Source organism: Microbispora siamensis, assembly GCF_016863095.1.
Taxonomy (GTDB): Bacteria; Actinomycetota; Actinomycetes; order Streptosporangiales; family Streptosporangiaceae; genus Microbispora; species Microbispora siamensis.
The window spans coordinates 173,549-191,462 of record NZ_BOOF01000006.1 but is presented as its reverse complement, the minus strand read 5'-3'; the positions used below and the strand labels follow the sequence as shown (position 1 = coordinate 191,462).

Below are 17,914 nucleotides of genomic sequence, written 5' to 3'. Positions count from 1 at the left end.
TCAGTTCTCGTACGTGTCGAGCCTGGGCGGCAGGGCGTTCCACGTGCAGAACGCCGACGACTCGTGGACGTCCCGGAGGAACGCGACCCGCAGCCACTGGTCGGCCTCCCACACCTTGACCTCGTAGCCGTCGTTCGGAGTCGCCGTCACCACGCGGCAGTCCTCGGAGGTCACCGCGATCGTCGCCCTGCCGCCCTTCAGCGTGAACGTGTGCAGGCTCTCCCCGCCGGCGGCCTTGCGCTGCCGGGCGGCGGGAGAGGACTCCGCCGGCCTCGCCGGCGGTGTGGCACGTGCCGGGCGCGGCGCCGGGGTGGTCCGCGCCGCCCGCGCGGTCCGCGCCGGCGTGGCGGTGGGCCGGGAGGGGGACGGCCGCCCGGCCGCTTCATCGGCCGGCTCCTCGGACGTGCCGCCGGAGGCTCCTCCGTCCGGCGTGCCCCGCGGAGTGGGGACGGGGGCGCCCGGCGAGGCGGACAGGGACGCGGCGACGGCCACCACGGGGGCGAGGGGCGCCTCGTCCAGGATCGCGCTGCGCAGCACGTCGCGCACGCCGAGCCAGGACACGCCGACGGCGAGCGCGGTGGCCCCGCACCAGGCGATCAAGTAACCGGCGGCCCTTCTCATGTGGCCGCTCACTCTATCTCGCCATCCGATTGGCCGCTCGATTGTTTTCGGGCAACCTCTATGGATTTGTGCATGCCTTAAATAGCCGCAATTCCCTATGTTTCGGATCGCTCTTCCCGGGACGCCGTACCGGGTGGGCGTGTACGTTTCTGCCCCATGGCGACCGTTCTGGTGGTTGAGGACGACGAGTTCGTCCGGTCCGCGATCATCCGCGACCTGACCGGGCGCAGCCACGCGGTCCGCAGCGCGGGCCGGGCGCTCGACGCTCTGCGGGAGATCGCCCACGCCGCCCCCGACGTGGTCGTCCTCGACCTGGGACTGCCCGACCTCGACGGCGCGGAGGCGCTGAAGATGCTCCGGGCGATCTCCGACGTCCCGGTCATCGTGGCCACCGCGCGGGACGACGAGGCCGAGATCGTCCGCCTGCTGCGCGGCGGCGCGGACGACTACCTGGTCAAGCCGTTCTCCGGCGACCACCTCAACGCCCGCCTGGAGGCCGTGCTGCGCCGGGCCAGGCCCGGGGCGTCGTCGTCCGTCGCGAGGGTCGGCGGCCTGGTCGTCGACGCCGACCGCAGGGAGGCCCGCCTCGACGGCGTGCCGCTCGACCTCACCCGCCGGGAGTTCGACCTGCTGGCCTACCTCGCCGCCCGTCCCGAGCGCGTGATCTCGCGCAAGGAACTGCTGGCCGAGGTGTGGCGGCAGTCGTACGGGGACGATCAGACGATCGACGTCCACCTGTCCTGGCTGCGGCGCAAGCTCGGCGAGAGCGCCTCCCGTCCCCGATATCTGCATACCGTGCGGGGTGTCGGCGTACGTCTCAGCCCCCCTGCCGAGGGCTGAGCCCCGAGGTCCTGAGCGGGAGCGGCGGTGAGACGGAGCCTGGCCCTGGTGGCGGTGGCCGTGACGGCGATGGTCGCGCTGGCCTTCCTCATCCCGCTGGCCGTGGCGGTCAAGGAGATCGCCGAGAGCCGCGCGCTCGCGGACGCCGAGCGCCAGGCCGCCACGATCGTGCCCGCCCTCGTGGTGACCGACGACGCGGCCGCGCTGGAGCGCGCACTGGCCAGCACCCCGGTGGGGACCTCCCGCCTGGCCGTCCACCTCTCCGGCGGGCGTACGGTGGGCCGCTCCCGGGTCACGGCGGCCGACGTCGCGGGCGCGGCGGAAAGCGCCAGGACCGTGCCGGTCAGGAAGGGATACGTGCTGCTCAGGCCGGTCGCGCTGGGCGGCGGGCGGCGGGCCGTCATCGAGGTGTACGCGCCCGAGGCGGACGCGAGGAAGGGCGTGTCCACCTCCTGGGCCGTGCTGACCGGCGTCGCGGTCACCCTGGTGGTGGGGTCGGTGGTGGTGGCCGACCGGCTCGGGGCCCGGGTCGTCCGGGCGGCCCGCAGGCTCGGGCAGGCGGCGGCGGCCCTCGGGGCGGGCGACCTGACGGTGCGCATCGTCCCGGACGGCCCGCCCGAGCTGGTGGCCGCAGGACGCGCGTTCAACACGATGGCCGACCAGGTGGAGGGACTGCTCGCGGCCGAGCGCGAGCTCGCCGCCGACCTGTCGCACCGGCTGCGCACCCCGCTGACCGCGCTGCGGCTCAACCTCGGCGGCACCGGCCCCGAGGCCGAGCAGCGCAGGCTCGCCATCGACCGGCTCGAACAGGCCGTGGACGAGATCATCGAGGCCGCCCGGCGGCCGTCCCGGGCCGTGCCGGCGGGCTGCGACGCCGCGCTCGTGCTGCGGGAACGGCTCGCCTTCTGGTCGGCGCTCGCCGAGGACCAGGCGCGGCCGTGGCAGCTCGTCGGCGCCGACGAGCCCAGCCCGGTGCCGGTCGCCGCGGCCGATCTCGGCGCGGTGGTCGACGCGCTGCTCGGCAACGTCTTCCGCCACACGCCGCAGGGCACGGCCTTCCGCGTCACCCTGCACCGGGGGAGCGGCATGGTGGGCATCCTCGTCGCGGACGCGGGCCCGGGAATTCCCGATCCGGAGAAGGCGCTGCGGCGGGGCAACAGCGGGGCAGGCTCCACCGGGCTCGGCCTCGACATCGCCCGGCGCCTGGCCGAGTCGACCGGCGGCGGGGTGCGGATCGAGCCCTCGGCGCTCGGGGGGACCGGCGTGAACCTGTGGCTGCACACCGACGGCCGGGCCGCCGACCCGCGTCGCCGTCTGCTTCGGCGCACCCGCGCCCGCGGCTCCCGTCACTGACCGTTTGTCGTGGATCGTCCGCCGATCGTCCGAAAACTCCTCCTGCGGCGGGATACATTCGGGGGACCGCAACCGGAGGGGATCGCGTTGGAGTTCCGCGTGCTCGGCCCGGTCGTCGTGCTCGACGACGGGGGGACGCCGCTCGACATCGGGCCCTCCCAGCAGCGGGCGGTGCTGGCCCTGTGCGTGCTGGCCGCGCCGCGTCCGGTGAGCACGGCCAGGATCGTGGACGCCCTCTGGGAGCAGGAGCCGCCGCCGGGGGCGGTCAACACCGTGCAGGCGTACGTGTCGAAGCTGCGGCGCGTGCTCGAACCCGGCCGGGTGCGCAGGGCGAAGCCGTCGGTGCTGGTGAGCAGGCCGGGCGGCTACGCGGTCGAGCTCCCGCCCGAGAGCTTCGACCTCGGCCGCGCCGGCGCCGCCGTCGCGGCGGGCAGGCGGCTGCTGGAGGCGGGCGACCACGCGGGAGCCGCCGGGCAGCTCCGCCTGGCTCTGAAGGAGTGGCGGGGCGAGCCGCTGTCGGGGTTCGAGAACGAGCCCTGGGCGCGCGACGAGATCGCCCATCTGGCGGAGCTCAGGCTCTCGATCGTCGAGGACGTGGCCCAGGCCGAGCTCGCGCTCGGGTTCGGGCGGGCGCTGGTGCCCGAGCTGACGAGGCTCGTGGCGGCGCATCCCCTGCGCGAGCGGCTGCGCAGGCTCGGCGCGCACGCCCTCTACCAGGCCGGCCGCCAGGCGGACGCGCTCGCCCTGCTCACCGAGGGCCGCCGGCTGCTCGTCGGCGAACTCGGCCTGGACCCCGATCCGCGCTCCCGTGAGCTGGAGCGGCGGATCCTGGAGCAGGACCCCGCGCTGACGCCCCCGCCCGCGACCTCCCACGGCCTCGCTTCCGCCGCCGGGGCGGACACGGTGGACGCCGGACAGCGGGAGTGCGCGCTCGTCGGGCGGGCGGCCGAATCACGGGTCCTGCGCCGCGCCGTCACCGCGGGCGGCCCGCGGATCGTGCTCGTGGCGGGCGAGCCGGGCATCGGCAAGACCAGCCTGGCGGAGGACGCCGCGGCGCGCGCGCCGGTCGCGGTCTTCGGCCGCTGCTGGGACGGCACGGGCGCGCCGCCGTTCTGGCCCTGGGCCCAGGCCGTACGGCAGCTCACCGGACGGCACGGCGAACTGGCCGAGATGCTCGGCGCGACCGGGGAGTTCGCGCTGTACGAGGCGTTCGCCCGGCTCCTCGCCGAGCACGCGGCGGCGCACGGCAGGGTGCTCGTCGTCCTCGACGACCTCCAGTGGGCCGACGCCTCGTCCCTGCGCCTGCTGGAGTTCCTCGCCACCACGCGGGCGTGCCCGGAGCTGACCGTGATCGCGACGTACCGCGACACGGAGGTGGGCGGGCCGCTGGCCCGCACGCTCGCCACGCTCGTACGGCTCCCGCAGGTCGAGCGGCTCACGCTGGGCGGCCTCCGCGAGGACGCCATCGCCGAGTATCTGCGGCGGGCGGGCGCGGACGCGACGCGCGCGGCCGAGGTGGCCAGGCGGACCGGCGGCAACCCCTTCTTCCTGGGCGAACTGGTCCACCTGGACGGCGGCGAGGTGCCGGGCGCGGTCGCGGACGTGCTGCGCGGCAGGATGGCGGCGATGCCGCCGGGCGCGCCGGGCGTCCTGTCGGCGGCGGCGCTGCTGGGCCGTGACGCCCCGCTGGACGTGCTGCTCGACGTGGTGCACGACGTGATGGACGTGCCGCGCGACGAGGTGCTCGAGGTGCTCGACGCGGCCGTCCGGGCGCGCCTGCTCACCGAGCACGACATGGTCTACCGGTTCGCCCACGACATCGTCCGCGACGTGCTGCGCGACGGCCTCGCCCCGCTGCGCAGGCGGCGCCTGCACGCCGGCATCGCGGCCGTGCTCGAGCGGCGCGGCACGCATCTGGCCGAGCTGGCGCACCACTACCGCGAGGGCCTGGTCATCTCCGGCATGGCGGCCAAGGCGATCGAGTACGCCCGGCAGGCGGCCGCTCACGCCATGGCCCAGTTCGCGTACGAGGACGCGGTCGAGCACCTGGGGCATGCCGTCGCCCTCACCGGCCAGCTTCCGGTGACCGCCGCCAGGGAGAGCCGGGAGCTGCGGTGCGACCTGCTGCTCGGCCTCGCCGAGGCGCAGTCGGCGGCCGGGATGAGCACGCAGGTCCACGCCTCGCTGGAGGAGGCGGCCGAGATCGCCGACGCTCTCGGGGACGACGACCGGCTGGCCCGCGCCGCGCTCGGGTTCTCCGACCCGCTGTCGTGGGCGATGTACGAGGAGTGGGCCGCGGGCGGCGCGCTGACCGGGCGGATCGAGCGGGCGCTGCGGAGCCAGGGGGAGGGCTCGCCCTGGCGGTCGCAGCTCCTGGCGGCCTTCGCCGTCACGGGCTGTTTCACCCGGCCGGTCGAGGAGAGCTGCGCGCTCGCGGCCGAGGCCGTACGGGAGGCCCGCCTGCACGGGGACGACGGGTCGCTGCTGCGGGCGCTCAGCGCGTACGAGATCCTCTCCCGGGGAGTCGCCGGGCACGCCGAGCGGCAGGCGGCCATCGACGAGATGACCGAGGTGGCCCGCCGGACCGGCGACCTGGTGGCCGAATGGCTGGCCCGGGAGGCCGAGCACGTCGAGCTGGTCAAACAGGGCGAGCTGGAGCGGGCGGACCTGCTGCTGACGTGGCTGTCGGACACCGCGCGCAGGATCAGGCAGCCCGCCCTGCTCAGCCTCACCGCCTGGCTGTCGGCGATCCACGCCTATCTCCGCGGCGACCCCGGCCGCGCCGTGGCGGAGGCGGAGGAGTCGGCCCGGCTCCATCCTGAGGGCGCGTTCGGCCGCGACCACGCCGAGAGCCGGGCCGACGTCTTCCGCTGCCTGGCGGCGCGGACGCGGGGTGACGCGGCGGCGGCGCTGACGCCGGCCGAGGAGGCGCTGGCGCGGCGGCCCGGCCAGCCCGGATGGCTGGTGCTGCGCTGCGCGGCCCTGCTCGACCTCGGCAGGAGGGACGAGGCCGCCGAGATCCTCGCAGGTCTGGCCCGCGACGGCTTCGCCGGGATGCGAGGAGATCTCGCCTACCGGTTCGTCCCCGACCTGCTGAGCGAGGCGTGCCTGGCCCTGGGCGACACGGCCGCGGCGGCGGCGCTGCACGACCTGCTCCTGCCGCATCAGGGCCGCCTGCTCGGCTGGTCGGTGACCGACCTGTGCCTGGCCCGCCTGGCGCTCGCGCGAGACGACCGCGAGGCCGCGGGCCGCCGCCTGCGCGCCGCGCTCGCTCTCGTCCGCCGTTCAGGGGCGGCCCTGTACGAGAAGCCGATCCTGGCCCTGCTCGACCGCGTGTGATCACCCGTTCTTCAGGGCCTCGGCGAGGGTGTCGCGCAGCGGGGTGGTCGGGCGGCCGATGAGGCGGGACAGGTCGCCGGGGGTTTCGCCGAGCCAGCCGTCGGCGATGCCGGCGTCGATCTGGGCGAACAGGGCCGCGACCGGTCCGGGCAGGCCGCCCGCCTCCAGCGCCTTGGCGTACTCGGCGACGGGCAGGTCCCGATACTCGACCGGCGTACCGGACAGTTCGGAGACCACGGCGGCCAGCTCGGGCATGCTCCAGGCGACGTCGCCCGTCAGCTCGTACACCGCGTTGCGGTGCCCTTCGCCCGCCAGGACGGCGGCCGCGGCGGCGGCGAAGTCGGCGCGCGCCGCCGAGGCGACGCGGCCGTCGCGGGCGCTGCCGGGGATGACGCCGCTCTGCGCGCCCTGCCGGGCCGCCGCGACGTAGTTCTCGTGATACCAGCCGTTGCGCAGGAAGGCGAAGGGCAGCCCGCTCGCGCGGATGTACTCCTCGGTCGCCTTGTGGTCGGGCGCGAGGCCCAGCGGGGTGGTGTCGGCGCGCGGGATGCTCGTGTAGGCGAGCAGCTCGACGCCGGCCGCCCGGGCGGCGTCCACCACGGCCTTGTGCTGGCCGACCCGCCGGCCGGGATCGGTGCCGGACACGAGCAGGACCCTGGTGGCGCCTTCCAACGCCGCTTCCAGGGTGGCGGGGCGGTCGTAGTCCGCCTCGCGCACCTGGACGCCCCGCTCGGCCAGGTCGGCCGCCTTCTCCGGGCTGCGCACCGCCGCGACGATCCGCGAGGCGGGGACGCGCGCGGCGAGGTCCTCGACGACCAGCCGGCCGAGGTGCCCGGTGGCTCCGGTCACGACAATCATGGTTTCTCCTCCACAGCGCTTTCTAGTGGTTAGTGCTTTCTATCAGAAAGTACTTCGAGAGCGTAAGCTGGCGGCCATGGAGGAGTTCGAGGACCTCGTCGCCGACGTCTTCTCGCGGAAGTGCACCTCGCGCACCGTGCTGGAGACGATCACCGGCCGGTGGGCGATCCTGGCGCTGGCGGCCCTGTACGAAGGGCCCTACCGCTTCAACGCCCTGCGCCGCCGCGTGGACGGGGTGAGCGAGAAGATGCTGTCCCAGACCCTCCAGGCGCTGGAACGCGACGGCATGGTGCTGCGGGAGGCCGAGCACACGATCCCGCCGCGGGTCGAGTACAGCCTCACCCCGCTCGGCCGTGAGGCCGCCGAGCGCCTGCTTCCCCTCATCGCCTGGACGGAGGAGCGCATGCCCGAGGTCGTCGCCGCCCGGGAGCGCCACGAGGGCCGCTGAACCCCGGCAAGCCCGCGCCAAGTTCGGAACAAGACCGCCCGCCGAGCCTGTGAGGCATGGAGACACAGCTGACAGGTCCCTGGCGGATCGCGCCCGACGTGGTGCTCGTCCCGGTGATCGAACCCGCGGCGGCGGGATACGCGCACGTCAACTCGATGGTCATCACCGGGCGCGAACCGGTGATCGTGGACACCGGCGCGGCCGAGCACCGCGAGCGCTGGACCGAGGACGTCTTCTCCGTCGTGGAGCCGCGCGACGTGCGCTGGATCTTCCTGAGCCACGACGACCCCGACCACGCGGGCAACCTGGAGGTCGCCCTGGAGATGTGCCCGGACGCGACGCTGGTCACCGGCTCGCCCCCGCGTCCCGGGCGCGGCTTCGTGCCGCCGCCGGGCCGTACACGCCGGATCGCCGACGACGAGTCGTTCGACGCGGGCGACCGGCGGCTGACCGCGGTCCGGCCCCCGCTCTACGACGCGCCCGCGACCCGAGGGCTGTACGACGACCGCAGCGGCGTTTACTGGGCGGCCGACTGCTTCGGGGCCGGGACGCCGGTCGCGACCGCGGACGCGGGTGACCTCCCGATGGAGGACTACCTGGAGGCCGTGCGCGCCTTCGGCGCCGGGCTCAGCCCCTGGCACCGCTGGCTCGACCCGCGGATCTTCGGCCGCCACGTCGACCGGCTCGCGGCCATGGAGATCATCGCGATCGCCTCGGCTCACGGGCCCACCGCGACCGGGGACCGCGTCGCCCGGGTGATCGGCGCCGTACGCGGCCTCGCCGGCAGGTCCGATCCCGGGTGAGTCAACCGCGCGGACGACTGCGGTCCGTGACGGGCGGGACGGACGCCCGCCTCCGTAGGCGGAGAGTCGGTCCAGGTCACCGGTGCTTTGCTCGTTGATGGGCGGTTCCACCCGTTGCCATACACGCAGTTAACGTGGCGGGACTGTCGAAGCCTTTTCTGGGCAGGCACGATGTCTTGTGAACGACATCCAGCACCACGATCTCGCAGGCGGGGTTCCCGGGAGGGGCCGGACCGTGAGCGAGCGCGACCATAGAGCCGGTGGGCTCCGGGACCTTCCCGGCGTGACCGCCGAGCCGGAGGGCGAGGAGGTCCAGTGAGGGAGATCTGGCCGGGGGATTCCTATCCGCTCGGGGCGACGTACGACGGCGCGGGCACCAACTTCGCGCTCTTCTCCGAGGTGGCCGAGCGCGTCGAGCTGTGCCTGTTCGACGACGACGGCAACGAGGAGCGCGTCACGCTGAGCGAGGTGGACGGCTTCGTCTGGCACTGCTACCTGCCCGGGGTGGGTCCGGGCCAGCGGTACGGCTACCGCGTCCACGGGCCCTACTCGCCCGGCGACGGCCTGCGCTGCAACCCCAACAAGCTGCTGATCGACCCGTACGCCAAGGCGGTGGAGGGCTCGGTCAGCTGGGACCAGGCGGTGTACGGCTACCGCTTCGGCGAGCCGGACAGCCGGGACGACAGCGACTCGGCGCCGTACGTGCCGAGGTCGATCGTCGTCAACCCCTTCTTCGGCTGGGGGCACGACCGGCCGCCGGCCACGCCGTACCACGACACGGTGATCTACGAGGCGCACGTGCGCGGCCTCACGATCAGCCACCCGAAGATCCCGGAGCGGATCCGGGGCACGTACGCCGCGCTCGGCCACCCCGAGATCATCGACCACCTCACCTCGCTCGGCGTCACCGCGATCGAGCTCATGCCGGTCCACCAGTTCGTGACCGACCACATGCTGGAGAAGCGGGGGCTGTCCAACTACTGGGGCTACAACACGATCGGCTTCTTCGCGCCGCACAACGCGTACTCCAGCTCCGGGCAGCGCGGCGGGCAGGTGCTGGAGTTCAAGGCGATGGTGAAGGCCCTGCACGAGGCGGGCATCGAGGTGATCCTCGACGTCGTCTACAACCACACGGCGGAGGGCAACCACCTGGGCCCGACCCTGTCGATGCGCGGCATCGACAACGCCAACTACTACCGGCTGGTCGAGGACGACCGGCGCTACTACATGGACACCACCGGCACCGGCAACAGCCTGCTGATGCGCAGCCCGCACGCGCTGCAGCTGATCATGGACTCGCTGCGCTACTGGGTGCGCGACATGCACGTGGACGGCTTCCGCTTCGACCTCGCGGCCTCCCTCGCCCGTGAGCTGCACGAGGTCGACCGGCTGAGCGCGTTCTTCGACCTCGTCCAGCAGGACCCGGTGCTGTCGCAGGTCAAGCTCATCGCCGAGCCGTGGGACGTCGGACCCGGCGGCTACCAGGTCGGCAACTTCCCGGCCCGCTGGACCGAGTGGAACGGCCGCTACCGCGACACGATCCGCGACCTGTGGCGGGGCGAGCCCGCCGCGCTGCCGGAATTCGCCAGCCGCCTCACCGGGTCGAGCGACCTCTACCAGGACGACAGCCGCCGCCCCGCCGCGTCGATCAACTTCGTCACCTGCCACGACGGCTTCACGCTTCAGGACCTGGTGTCGTACAACGACAAGCACAACGAGGCCAACGGCGAGGACAACCGCGACGGCGCGGACGACAACCGCTCCTGGAACTGCGGGGTGGAGGGCCCGGCCACCGGCCCGGTCGCCCAGCTCCGCGAGCGGCAGAAGCGCAACTTCCTGGCCACGCTGTTCCTGTCGCAGGGCGTGCCGATGCTGTCGCACGGCGACGAGATCGGCCGCACCCAGCAGGGCAACAACAACTCCTACTGCCAGGACAACGAGATCAGCTGGGTCGACTGGGGCACGATCCTCGAGGCCGGCGCCCGAAACTCCGCCACCGGGGACGACGCGGGAACCAGGGAGAAGCGCCAGCTCCTCGACTTCACCCGGCGCCTGGCCCGGCTGCGCCGCGACCACCCGGTCTTCCGCCGCCGCCGCTTCTTCTACGGCCGGCCCGTACGCGGATCGCACGACGAGCTGAGCGACATCGCCTGGCTCACGCCGTCCGGCACCGAGATGGCCGACGCCGACTGGACGAACGGCTACGCCAAGGCGCTGGCGGTGTTCCTGAACGGCGACGCCATCACCGAGCCCGACCGGCGCGGCCGGCGGATCCGCGACGACTCGTTCCTGCTGCTGTTCAACGCCCACCACGAGGTCATCAAATTCACGATCCCCGACGACTACGGCGAGCTGTGGGCGACCGAGCTGGACACGGCGATGCCGGTGCTGAGCGAGTCGCGCGTGTGCCGGGCCGGCGAGGCCGTGCCCGTGAGCGGCCGGTCGGTGCGGGTGCTGCGCCGGGTCGGGCCCGTGCTGGGGTCCTGACCAGCACCGATGCCCGAATAGAGTGCGATGCGGCGTTAGTCCGCGTCGCACCGGGCAAGAGGGGTTCCCGTCCCTCGCTCCTCCCGTCCGTCGCTTCTCCTGGCCGTCGCGGTGCTGGCCGGGGCGCGCTCGTGACGTGCACTATGAACACGACCTCCGGAAACGCGCTGCGAAAGGCGGTTCGGTGACTTCTACCTATCGGGTGCAGCTGACGCCCGACTTCGGATTCGCCCAGGCCGCGAGCCTCGTCGGATACCTCCGTGACCTGGGGGCAGGCCACCTCTACCTGTCGCCGATCCTCCAGGCCTGCCGGGAGTCCCAGCACGGGTACGACGTGACCGACCACGGCCGCGTACGCGAGGAGTTCGGCGGCGAGGAGGGCCTGCGGGCGCTGGCGGCCGAGGGCATGCCGCTGGTCTCCGACATCGTGCCCAACCACATGACCGTGCCGGTGCCGGAGTCGGACAACGCCCAGCTGTGGGCGGCGCTGCGGGACGGTCCGGGGTCGCCGGCCTCCCGGTGGTTCGACTTCCAGTGGCCGGTCACCCTCCCGCTGCTCGGCGACGACGCCGACGAGGCGCTGCGTGTGGACGACGGCGTGGACGGTCAGGTGCTGCGCTACCACGACCACGCGTTCCCGATCAGGCCGGGCACCGAGCACCTGCCGCTGCCGGAGCTGCTGGAGGCCCAGCACTACCGGCTGGCCCACTGGCGCGAGAGCCCCGGCTACCGGCGGTTCTTCGACGTGTCGTCGCTGATGGGCCTGCGTGTGGAGGACCCCGAGGTCTTCGAGGCCACTCACGCCGTCACCTTCCGCCTCATCGACGAGGGCGTGATCCACGGGCTGCGCGTCGACCACCCGGACGGCCTGGCCGACCCCCGCGGCTACCTGCGGTGGCTGCGCCCGCACGTGCCCGGCCCGCTGTGGGTGGAGAAGATCCTCATCGACGGCGAACGGCTGCCCGCCGACTGGCCGTGCGACGGCACCACGGGGTACGACGCGCTCAACATGGTCACCCGGCTGTTCGTCGACCCGGCCGGCCGCGACGCGCTGATCGAGACGTTCGGCCGCCACACCGGCGTACGCGACGACTACGAGACCGTGCGCCACGACTCCAAGAAGTACGTCATCGACCTGTTCTTCCGCGGGGAGGTCGACCGGCTGACCGACGATCTCGGCGACCCGGAGCTGCGCGACGCCGTCGTGGAACTGCTGGCCGCGATGCCCGTCTACCGGGCGTACGTGAACCCGGGCGAGCAGCCGTCCGCCGAATCCGAGGCGATCATCCAGGAGGCGGCCGGGCTGGCGGCCACCAGGACCGACCCCGACGCGGTGGCCAAGGCCGCCAACCTCGTCCTGTACGGCCCGCCCGAGGCGGTCACCCGCTTCCAGCAGACCTGCGGGCCGGTCATGGCCAAGGGGGTGGAGGACACCGCGCTCTACCGCTGGTATCCGCTGGCCTGCCTCAACGAGGTGGGCGGGGAGCCCGACAGGTTCGGGGTGTCGCCCGCCGAGTTCCACGAGTTCTGCGCCGGGCTGCCGCCGCGGACGATGACCACGCTGTCCACCCACGACACCAAGCGGTCGGAGGACGTGCGCGCCCGTCTCGCGGTGCTGTCGGAGATGCCCGAGGAGTGGACGATGGCCGTCGACTCCTGGACGGCGGCCGTGTCGTTCGACCCCAAGCTCGACTACCTCGCCTGGCAGTCGCTGATGGCGGCCTGGCCGATCGGCCTCGACCGCTTCACCGACTACCTGCTCAAGGCCGCGCGCGAGGCCAAGACGTCCATCTCCTGGCTGAACCCCGACCCGGCGTACGAGGAGGGGATCAGGGACTTCGCCCGGCGGGCCATCGACGCCTGCGGCTACTCGGTCGCCTCGTTCACCGAGGTCGTGGACCGGTACGCCCGGGTCAACTCGCTGGCGCAGAAGGCCGTCCAGCTCCTCATGCCGGGCATCCCGGACGTCTACCAGGGCAACGAGATCACCGACTTCTCGCTGGTCGACCCGGACAACCGGCGGCCGGTGGACTTCGAGCGGCGCCGCCGACTGCTGGCCGAGCCCGACGACAGCTGGGACGGCCAGAAGATCCGCGTCACCGCCGCCGCGCTCCGCCTGCGGCAGCGGCTCGACCCCGAGGCGCCGTACGCGCCGGTCGAGGCGGGGGAGCACGCGATCGCGTTCACGCGTGGCGTTCCCGGGCAGGGGACGGCCGCGGTCGTGGTCGCGACCCGGCTGCCGGTCGGGCTGGAGCGCAGGGGCGGCTGGGGGAGTGAGACGATCACGCTGCCGCCGGGGCGCTGGCGCGACCTGCTCACCGGCGCCGAGCACGCGGGTGAGGTGCGGATGGCCGACCTGCTGTCCGCGTACCCGGTCGCGATTCTCGAAGGCTGACGGCTTCGTCCGATAGGGGGAGATGCGCATGTTCGAGGTGTGGGCGCCCGAGGCGGTGCGGGTCCAGGTCGAGTACGGCGGCGCCCGGCACATGATGTCCCGGGGGGAGGGCGGCTGGTGGACCGCCCCCGGCGACGAGCACGACCTCGACTACGCCTTCTTCGTGGACGGCGACGGGCCGTTCCCCGACCCCCGGACGCGGCGGCAGCCGTACGGGGTGAACGGCCCGAGCCGGGTCTACCACCACGACAGGTTCACCTGGAGAGACCAGGACTGGCTCGGCCGCGACCTGCGCGGCGGGGTGATCTACGAGCTGCACGTCGGCACGTTCTCGCCCGAGGGCACCTTCCGGGGAGTGGCCGACCGGCTGGAGCACCTGGTGGACCTCGGCGTCGACTTCGTCGAGATCATGCCGGTCCCGCCCGTCCCCGGCCGTCGCAACTGGGGGTACGACGGCGTCGACCTGTACGCGGTCTTCGAGGAGTACGGCGGGCCGGACGGGCTCAAGAGCCTGGTGGACGCCTGCCACCGGGCCGGTCTCGGCGTGATCCTCGACGTCGTCTACAACCACCTCGGGCCTTCGGGCAACTACCTCGCCAAGTTCGGGCCCTACTTCCACGACGCGAAGGGGTCCTACTGGGGCGACGCGGTCAACCTGGACGGGCCGGGCTCGGACGAGGTGCGGCGCTACTTCATCGAGAACGCCCTGCAGTGGCTGCGTGACTACCACATCGACGGGCTGCGCCTCGACGCCGTGCACGCCCTGCACGACAAGCGCGCCGTCCACTTCCTCGAGGAGCTGTCGGCCGAGGTCGACGTGCTGTCCGCCGCGGTCGGCCGCCCGCTGACGCTCATCGCCGAGTCGGACCTCAACGACCCCCGCATGGTCACCCCGCGCGAGGCCGGCGGCCTCGGCATGGACGCGAGCTGGAACGACGACGTCCACCACGCCATCCACGCGAACGTCACCGGGGAGACCAACGCCTACTACGGCGACTTCGCCACCCTGTCGTCCCTGGCCAAGGTGCTGACGTCCGGCTACTTCCACGACGGCACCTATTCGACGTTCCGGGGGCGCTCGCACGGCAGGCCGGCGACCGGGATTCCCGGGCACCGGTTCGTCTGCTGCGCGCAGAACCACGACCAGATCGGCAACCGGCCCGAGGGCGACCGCATGCGGCCCGAGCAGCTCCGCCTCGCCTCCGGGCTGCTGCTGACCTCGCCGTTCACCCCGATGCTGTTCATGGGCGAGGAGTGGGGCGCGACCACCCCGTTCTACTTCTTCACCGACCACTTCGAGCCGCACCTGGCGGAGGGCGAGGGCGAACGGCGCAGGAAGGAGTTCGAGGGCTTCGGCTACGACTGGAAGGCCCCCGAGCCGGGCGAGGAGACGACCTTCCTGCGCTCCAAGCTCGACTGGGAGGAGCTGGCCAAGGACGAGCACGCCTCGCTGCTGGGCTGGTATCGCGACCTGCTCGCGCTCCGCAAGTCTCATCCCGATCTCACCGATCCCCGTCTCGACCGGGTGCGGGTCGAGGTGGACGAGGAGCGGCGCGTCCTGGTGATCGAACGCGGCTCGCTGCGGATCGCCGCCAACTTCGCCGAAGGCCCGGTCCCCGTACGGCTGGCCGCGTCGCGGATCCTGCTCGCCTCCGACGAGTCCGCCCGCCTGACCGACGACGTTCTCGACCTACCGGGCCGCTCCCTGGCCGTCACGGAGGTCTGATTTTCTTGGAGTCCCAGGCGATCAGTCCGGAGACAGTCACGGCAGAGTAAGGAGTTCGCCAATTAGAGTCATGATCACCGTGTTTTGTCGTCTCGAAGGCAGGTGATCATGGCCGTGGTGCTCTATCGGAACGCCACTTATTCCGTCAGCTTTCTCGTTCAGGCCATCGATCACGGGGATATCGCGCTGCCCGACATCCAGCGGCCCTTCGTCTGGCAGGCGACGAAGGTCCGCTCGCTGTTCGACTCCATGTACAAGGGGTTCCCGGTGGGGTTCCTGCTGTTCTGGGAGACCGACGCCGATCCAGGCGCCCGGCAGATCGGCTCGGCCCGGAAGGTGCCCCGTTATCTCATCGTCGACGGCCAGCAGCGGCTCACCTCGCTCTACGCCGTCATGGAGGGGAAGGAGGTCCTGCGGGAGGACTATACGAAGACCCGCATCCGGATCGCCTTCCGCCCCTCCGACGAGACGTTCGCCGTCACCGACGCGGCGATCGAGAAGGACCCCGAGTTCGTCCCGGACATCAGCGTGATGTGGACGACCCCCAACATCCGACAGACGGTCCGGGAGTTCCTCCACCGGCTTGAGTCGCGCCGCGAGATCGACGTCGAGGAGCGCGACCGCATCGAGGACCGCCTTCACCGGGTGCATGAACTGAGCAACTACGTGTTCAACGTGACGGAGCTCGCCCGGTCGGTCGACGAGGAGCGGGTGGCCGAGATCTTCGTGCGCATCAACAGCGAGGGCGTCACACTCAACCAGGCCGACTTCATTCTGACCCTGATGAGCGTGTTCTGGGAGAAGGGCCGCCGGGAGTTGGAGGACTTCAGCCGGCTGAGCAAGAAACCGGAGCTCGATACGGCATCCCCCTTCAACTGGTACATCCAGCCCCAGCCGCCGCAGCTTCTCCGCGTCACCGTCGCGCTCGCGTTCCGGCGGGCGGTGCTCAAGAACGTCTACACCCTGCTGCGCGGGCGTGATCTGGCATCGGGAGACCTTTCACCGGAAGGCAGACAGGCCCAGTTCGCCCGGCTGGAAGAGGCGCAGAAGCACGTTCTGAACCTCACGCACTGGCAGGAATTCCTTCTCTGCCTGGAACGCGCCGGTTTCCGGGGCAGCAAGATGATCACTAGCGACAACGCCATCCTCTTCAGCTACGCGATGTGGCTCTTCGGTAGGGTGCATTACCAGGTGCCGATCCGCCGTCTCCGCGAGCTCATCGCGCGGTGGTTCTTCATGGCGCACATGACGAGCCGTTACTCGGGATCCTTCGAGACGCAGGCGGAACGCGACTTCGCCCTCCTCGACGCCGTGACTCCCGGCGACGCCGAGGGTTTCTGTGCGGTGGTCGACAAGACGATCAACGACACGTTGACGAACGACTTCTGGACCATCAGGCTCCCCAACGACCTGGCCACCTCCGCGTCGAAGTCGCCGGCGCTCATGGCCTACATCGCGGCCCTCAACATCCACGACGCCCCCGCGCTATTGTCGCGGATCGGCGTCCGTACGCGGCTCGACCCGGCGATCACGGCGAAGAAGGGCCTCGAACGTCACCACCTGTTCCCGCGCAAGCATCTGCGTCAGAACCTCAAGATGGCCGACACCGGCAAGATCAATCAGATCGCCAACATGGCCCTCGTGGAGTGGCACACAAACATCGCCATCTCCGACAAGGCGCCGTCCGCGTACTGGCCGGAGGAGGTCGCCGAGGCGGGTCTGTCCGCCACTGAACTGTCCCGGCAGTCCTATCTGCACGCCCTCCCCGACGGCTGGACGGAGATGGACTACCCGGCGTTCCTCGCCGAGAGGCGCCGGTTGATGGCGCAGGTTACGCGGGACGCGTTCGCATTACTCGCCAATTCCTCGTACCAGCCCGAATATCCGGCGCCCGGCGACCCGGGACCCGCCCCCAAGCGCACGGAGGTCTTCGGCGCGACCCTCTCGCACCTGATCGATGAGGGACTCCTCGATGTCGGGGCCCGGCTCGTGAACCTCAAGCGGGGAACGGAAACGACAGCCATCGTCACGTCAGAGGGCAGAATCGAGCTTGACGGTGAGATCTTCGACAGTCCGTCGGGTGCCGCCGGTGCTGCGACCGGCGGCGGGAAGCTGAACGGCTGGGAGTTCTGGCACGCCGAGACGGAGAGCGGCCTGACGCTTCTCGCCGATCTTCGTGAGGAGTTCGTTCGCCGGATGACCTCAAACTGAGTTCGCTGCCGGCTCACTCAGGGCGTCCAGCATATAGGCGGACCAGGCGATGGCGGCGCGGACGGCGAGACGGCTCTCCTTGGCGGAGACGCCCGTGACCGCGGACGTGGGGCCATGGCCGTCCCCCAGTTTGTTGCGGAGGGTCCCCACCTTGAGGGCGACGTCACGCAGCCCGGCCAGCATCTCACGGACCACCGGAGAGCCTGTGGCATCGGCCTGGTCGGGGTGCACTCCGAGCGCGGTCATCGCGTCGTTCACCAGGGTCGGCACATTCGGGCTTCCGTGGACGGGCCGTCCCCGCTGCAGAAGGACGGCCTTGGCGGTCGCCTCGATGAGGTTCTTGGCCTTGCCGATGGCAAGGCTTGGATCCTCGTCGAGCGACCGCTCCAGGCGGGCGAGCTCCACCCGGATGGCCGAGGCGTCGACGAGGACGTTCGACGCCGCAAGGCCCAGGGCACGGATGGCTGCGATGGGGTCGCCGGTGGGATCGAGCGGGAATCCATCGAGGGCCAGGCAGTGGCGGAGACGGACGAGCCGACCTCGGTCCGCCGACGGCTGTGCCTCGTAGATCTCCGCGAACCGGGCCGCCGCCTGTAAGACGGCGCTCACCACCCCGACATCGGTGAGATCGAGAAGCCGAAGGGTGTGCGACACGTGGCTGGAGGTGCTGGGGACGATCACCGCGTCCTCGTGTCGCGTCATGGGCCTGCGCTTCAGCGTTATGCCCACCGCCGCGAGGACCCGTTCGGCGTCCGCGATCGACCCTGTGATGTCGGCGATCGCGCCGATGGAATCACTGCTGAGCAACGCGCGCTTGGTCTCCGTCACGATGA

General features: G+C 71.9%; 12 protein-coding genes. 9 read left to right on the top strand and 3 right to left on the bottom strand.

Annotated features, from left to right (window positions below):
• A complete protein-coding gene (locus Msi02_RS09385; RefSeq protein ID WP_204047967.1) occupies positions 1–621 on the bottom strand; it encodes a hypothetical protein in 621 nt (206 codons plus the stop codon).
• Between the two features lie 156 nt (positions 622–777).
• Between Msi02_RS09385 and Msi02_RS09380 the strand changes: the two genes are divergently transcribed.
• The 3 genes from Msi02_RS09380 (at position 778) to Msi02_RS09370 (ending at position 6,153) form a co-directional block, all read left to right on the top strand.
• A complete protein-coding gene (locus Msi02_RS09380) occupies positions 778–1,461 on the top strand; it encodes a response regulator transcription factor (protein WP_204047966.1) in 684 nt (227 codons plus the stop codon).
• A 27-nt stretch (positions 1,462–1,488) separates the two neighbouring features.
• Positions 1,489–2,814 carry a sensor histidine kinase gene (locus Msi02_RS09375; RefSeq protein ID WP_204047965.1) on the top strand — a complete coding sequence of 442 codons (1,326 nt, stop codon included), beginning with the start codon at positions 1,489–1,491 and terminating at the stop codon, positions 2,812–2,814.
• A gap of 87 nt (positions 2,815–2,901) precedes the next feature.
• A complete protein-coding gene (locus tag Msi02_RS09370) occupies positions 2,902–6,153 on the top strand; it encodes an ATP-binding protein (RefSeq protein WP_204047964.1) in 3,252 nt (1,083 codons plus the stop codon).
• On the opposite strand, the gene Msi02_RS09365 is transcribed toward Msi02_RS09370, so the two are convergent.
• Entirely contained in the window at positions 6,154–7,011 is an 858-nt protein-coding gene (locus Msi02_RS09365) for an SDR family oxidoreductase (RefSeq protein ID WP_204047963.1), read from the bottom strand.
• Positions 7,012–7,087: 76 nt separating this feature from the next.
• Between Msi02_RS09365 and Msi02_RS09360 the strand changes: the two genes are divergently transcribed.
• The 6 genes from Msi02_RS09360 (at position 7,088) to Msi02_RS09335 (ending at position 17,081) form a co-directional block, all read left to right on the top strand.
• Positions 7,088–7,459, top strand: a complete 372-nt coding sequence (locus Msi02_RS09360; protein ID WP_204047962.1) for a winged helix-turn-helix transcriptional regulator — start codon at positions 7,088–7,090, stop codon at positions 7,457–7,459.
• Between the two features lie 56 nt (positions 7,460–7,515).
• Positions 7,516–8,262, top strand: a complete 747-nt coding sequence (locus tag Msi02_RS09355; protein WP_204047961.1) for an oxygen-binding di-iron domain-containing protein — start codon at positions 7,516–7,518, stop codon at positions 8,260–8,262.
• 315 nt (positions 8,263–8,577) lie between these two features.
• Positions 8,578–10,749, top strand: coding sequence for a glycogen debranching protein GlgX (glgX, locus tag Msi02_RS09350; protein ID WP_204047960.1), 2,172 nt, complete (start codon positions 8,578–8,580; stop codon positions 10,747–10,749).
• 184 nt (positions 10,750–10,933) lie between these two features.
• Positions 10,934–13,144 (top strand): malto-oligosyltrehalose synthase, encoded by a 2,211-nt coding sequence (treY, locus tag Msi02_RS09345; RefSeq protein WP_239108253.1) that lies wholly within the window; start codon positions 10,934–10,936, stop codon positions 13,142–13,144.
• A gap of 28 nt (positions 13,145–13,172) precedes the next feature.
• A complete protein-coding gene (gene treZ / locus Msi02_RS09340) occupies positions 13,173–14,870 on the top strand; it encodes a malto-oligosyltrehalose trehalohydrolase (protein WP_204047958.1) in 1,698 nt (565 codons plus the stop codon).
• A gap of 108 nt (positions 14,871–14,978) precedes the next feature.
• Positions 14,979–17,081 (top strand): GmrSD restriction endonuclease domain-containing protein, encoded by a 2,103-nt coding sequence (locus tag Msi02_RS09335; RefSeq protein ID WP_204047957.1) that lies wholly within the window; start codon positions 14,979–14,981, stop codon positions 17,079–17,081.
• Here Msi02_RS09335 and Msi02_RS09330 read toward each other — a convergent pair.
• The gene (locus Msi02_RS09330) at positions 17,073–17,909 is read right to left on the bottom strand and encodes an abortive infection family protein (RefSeq protein WP_204047956.1); all 837 of its coding nucleotides are present in this window, start codon (positions 17,907–17,909) and stop codon (positions 17,073–17,075) included. The genes Msi02_RS09335 and Msi02_RS09330 overlap by 9 nt on opposite strands.
• Positions 17,910–17,914: the final 5 nt, after the last annotated feature.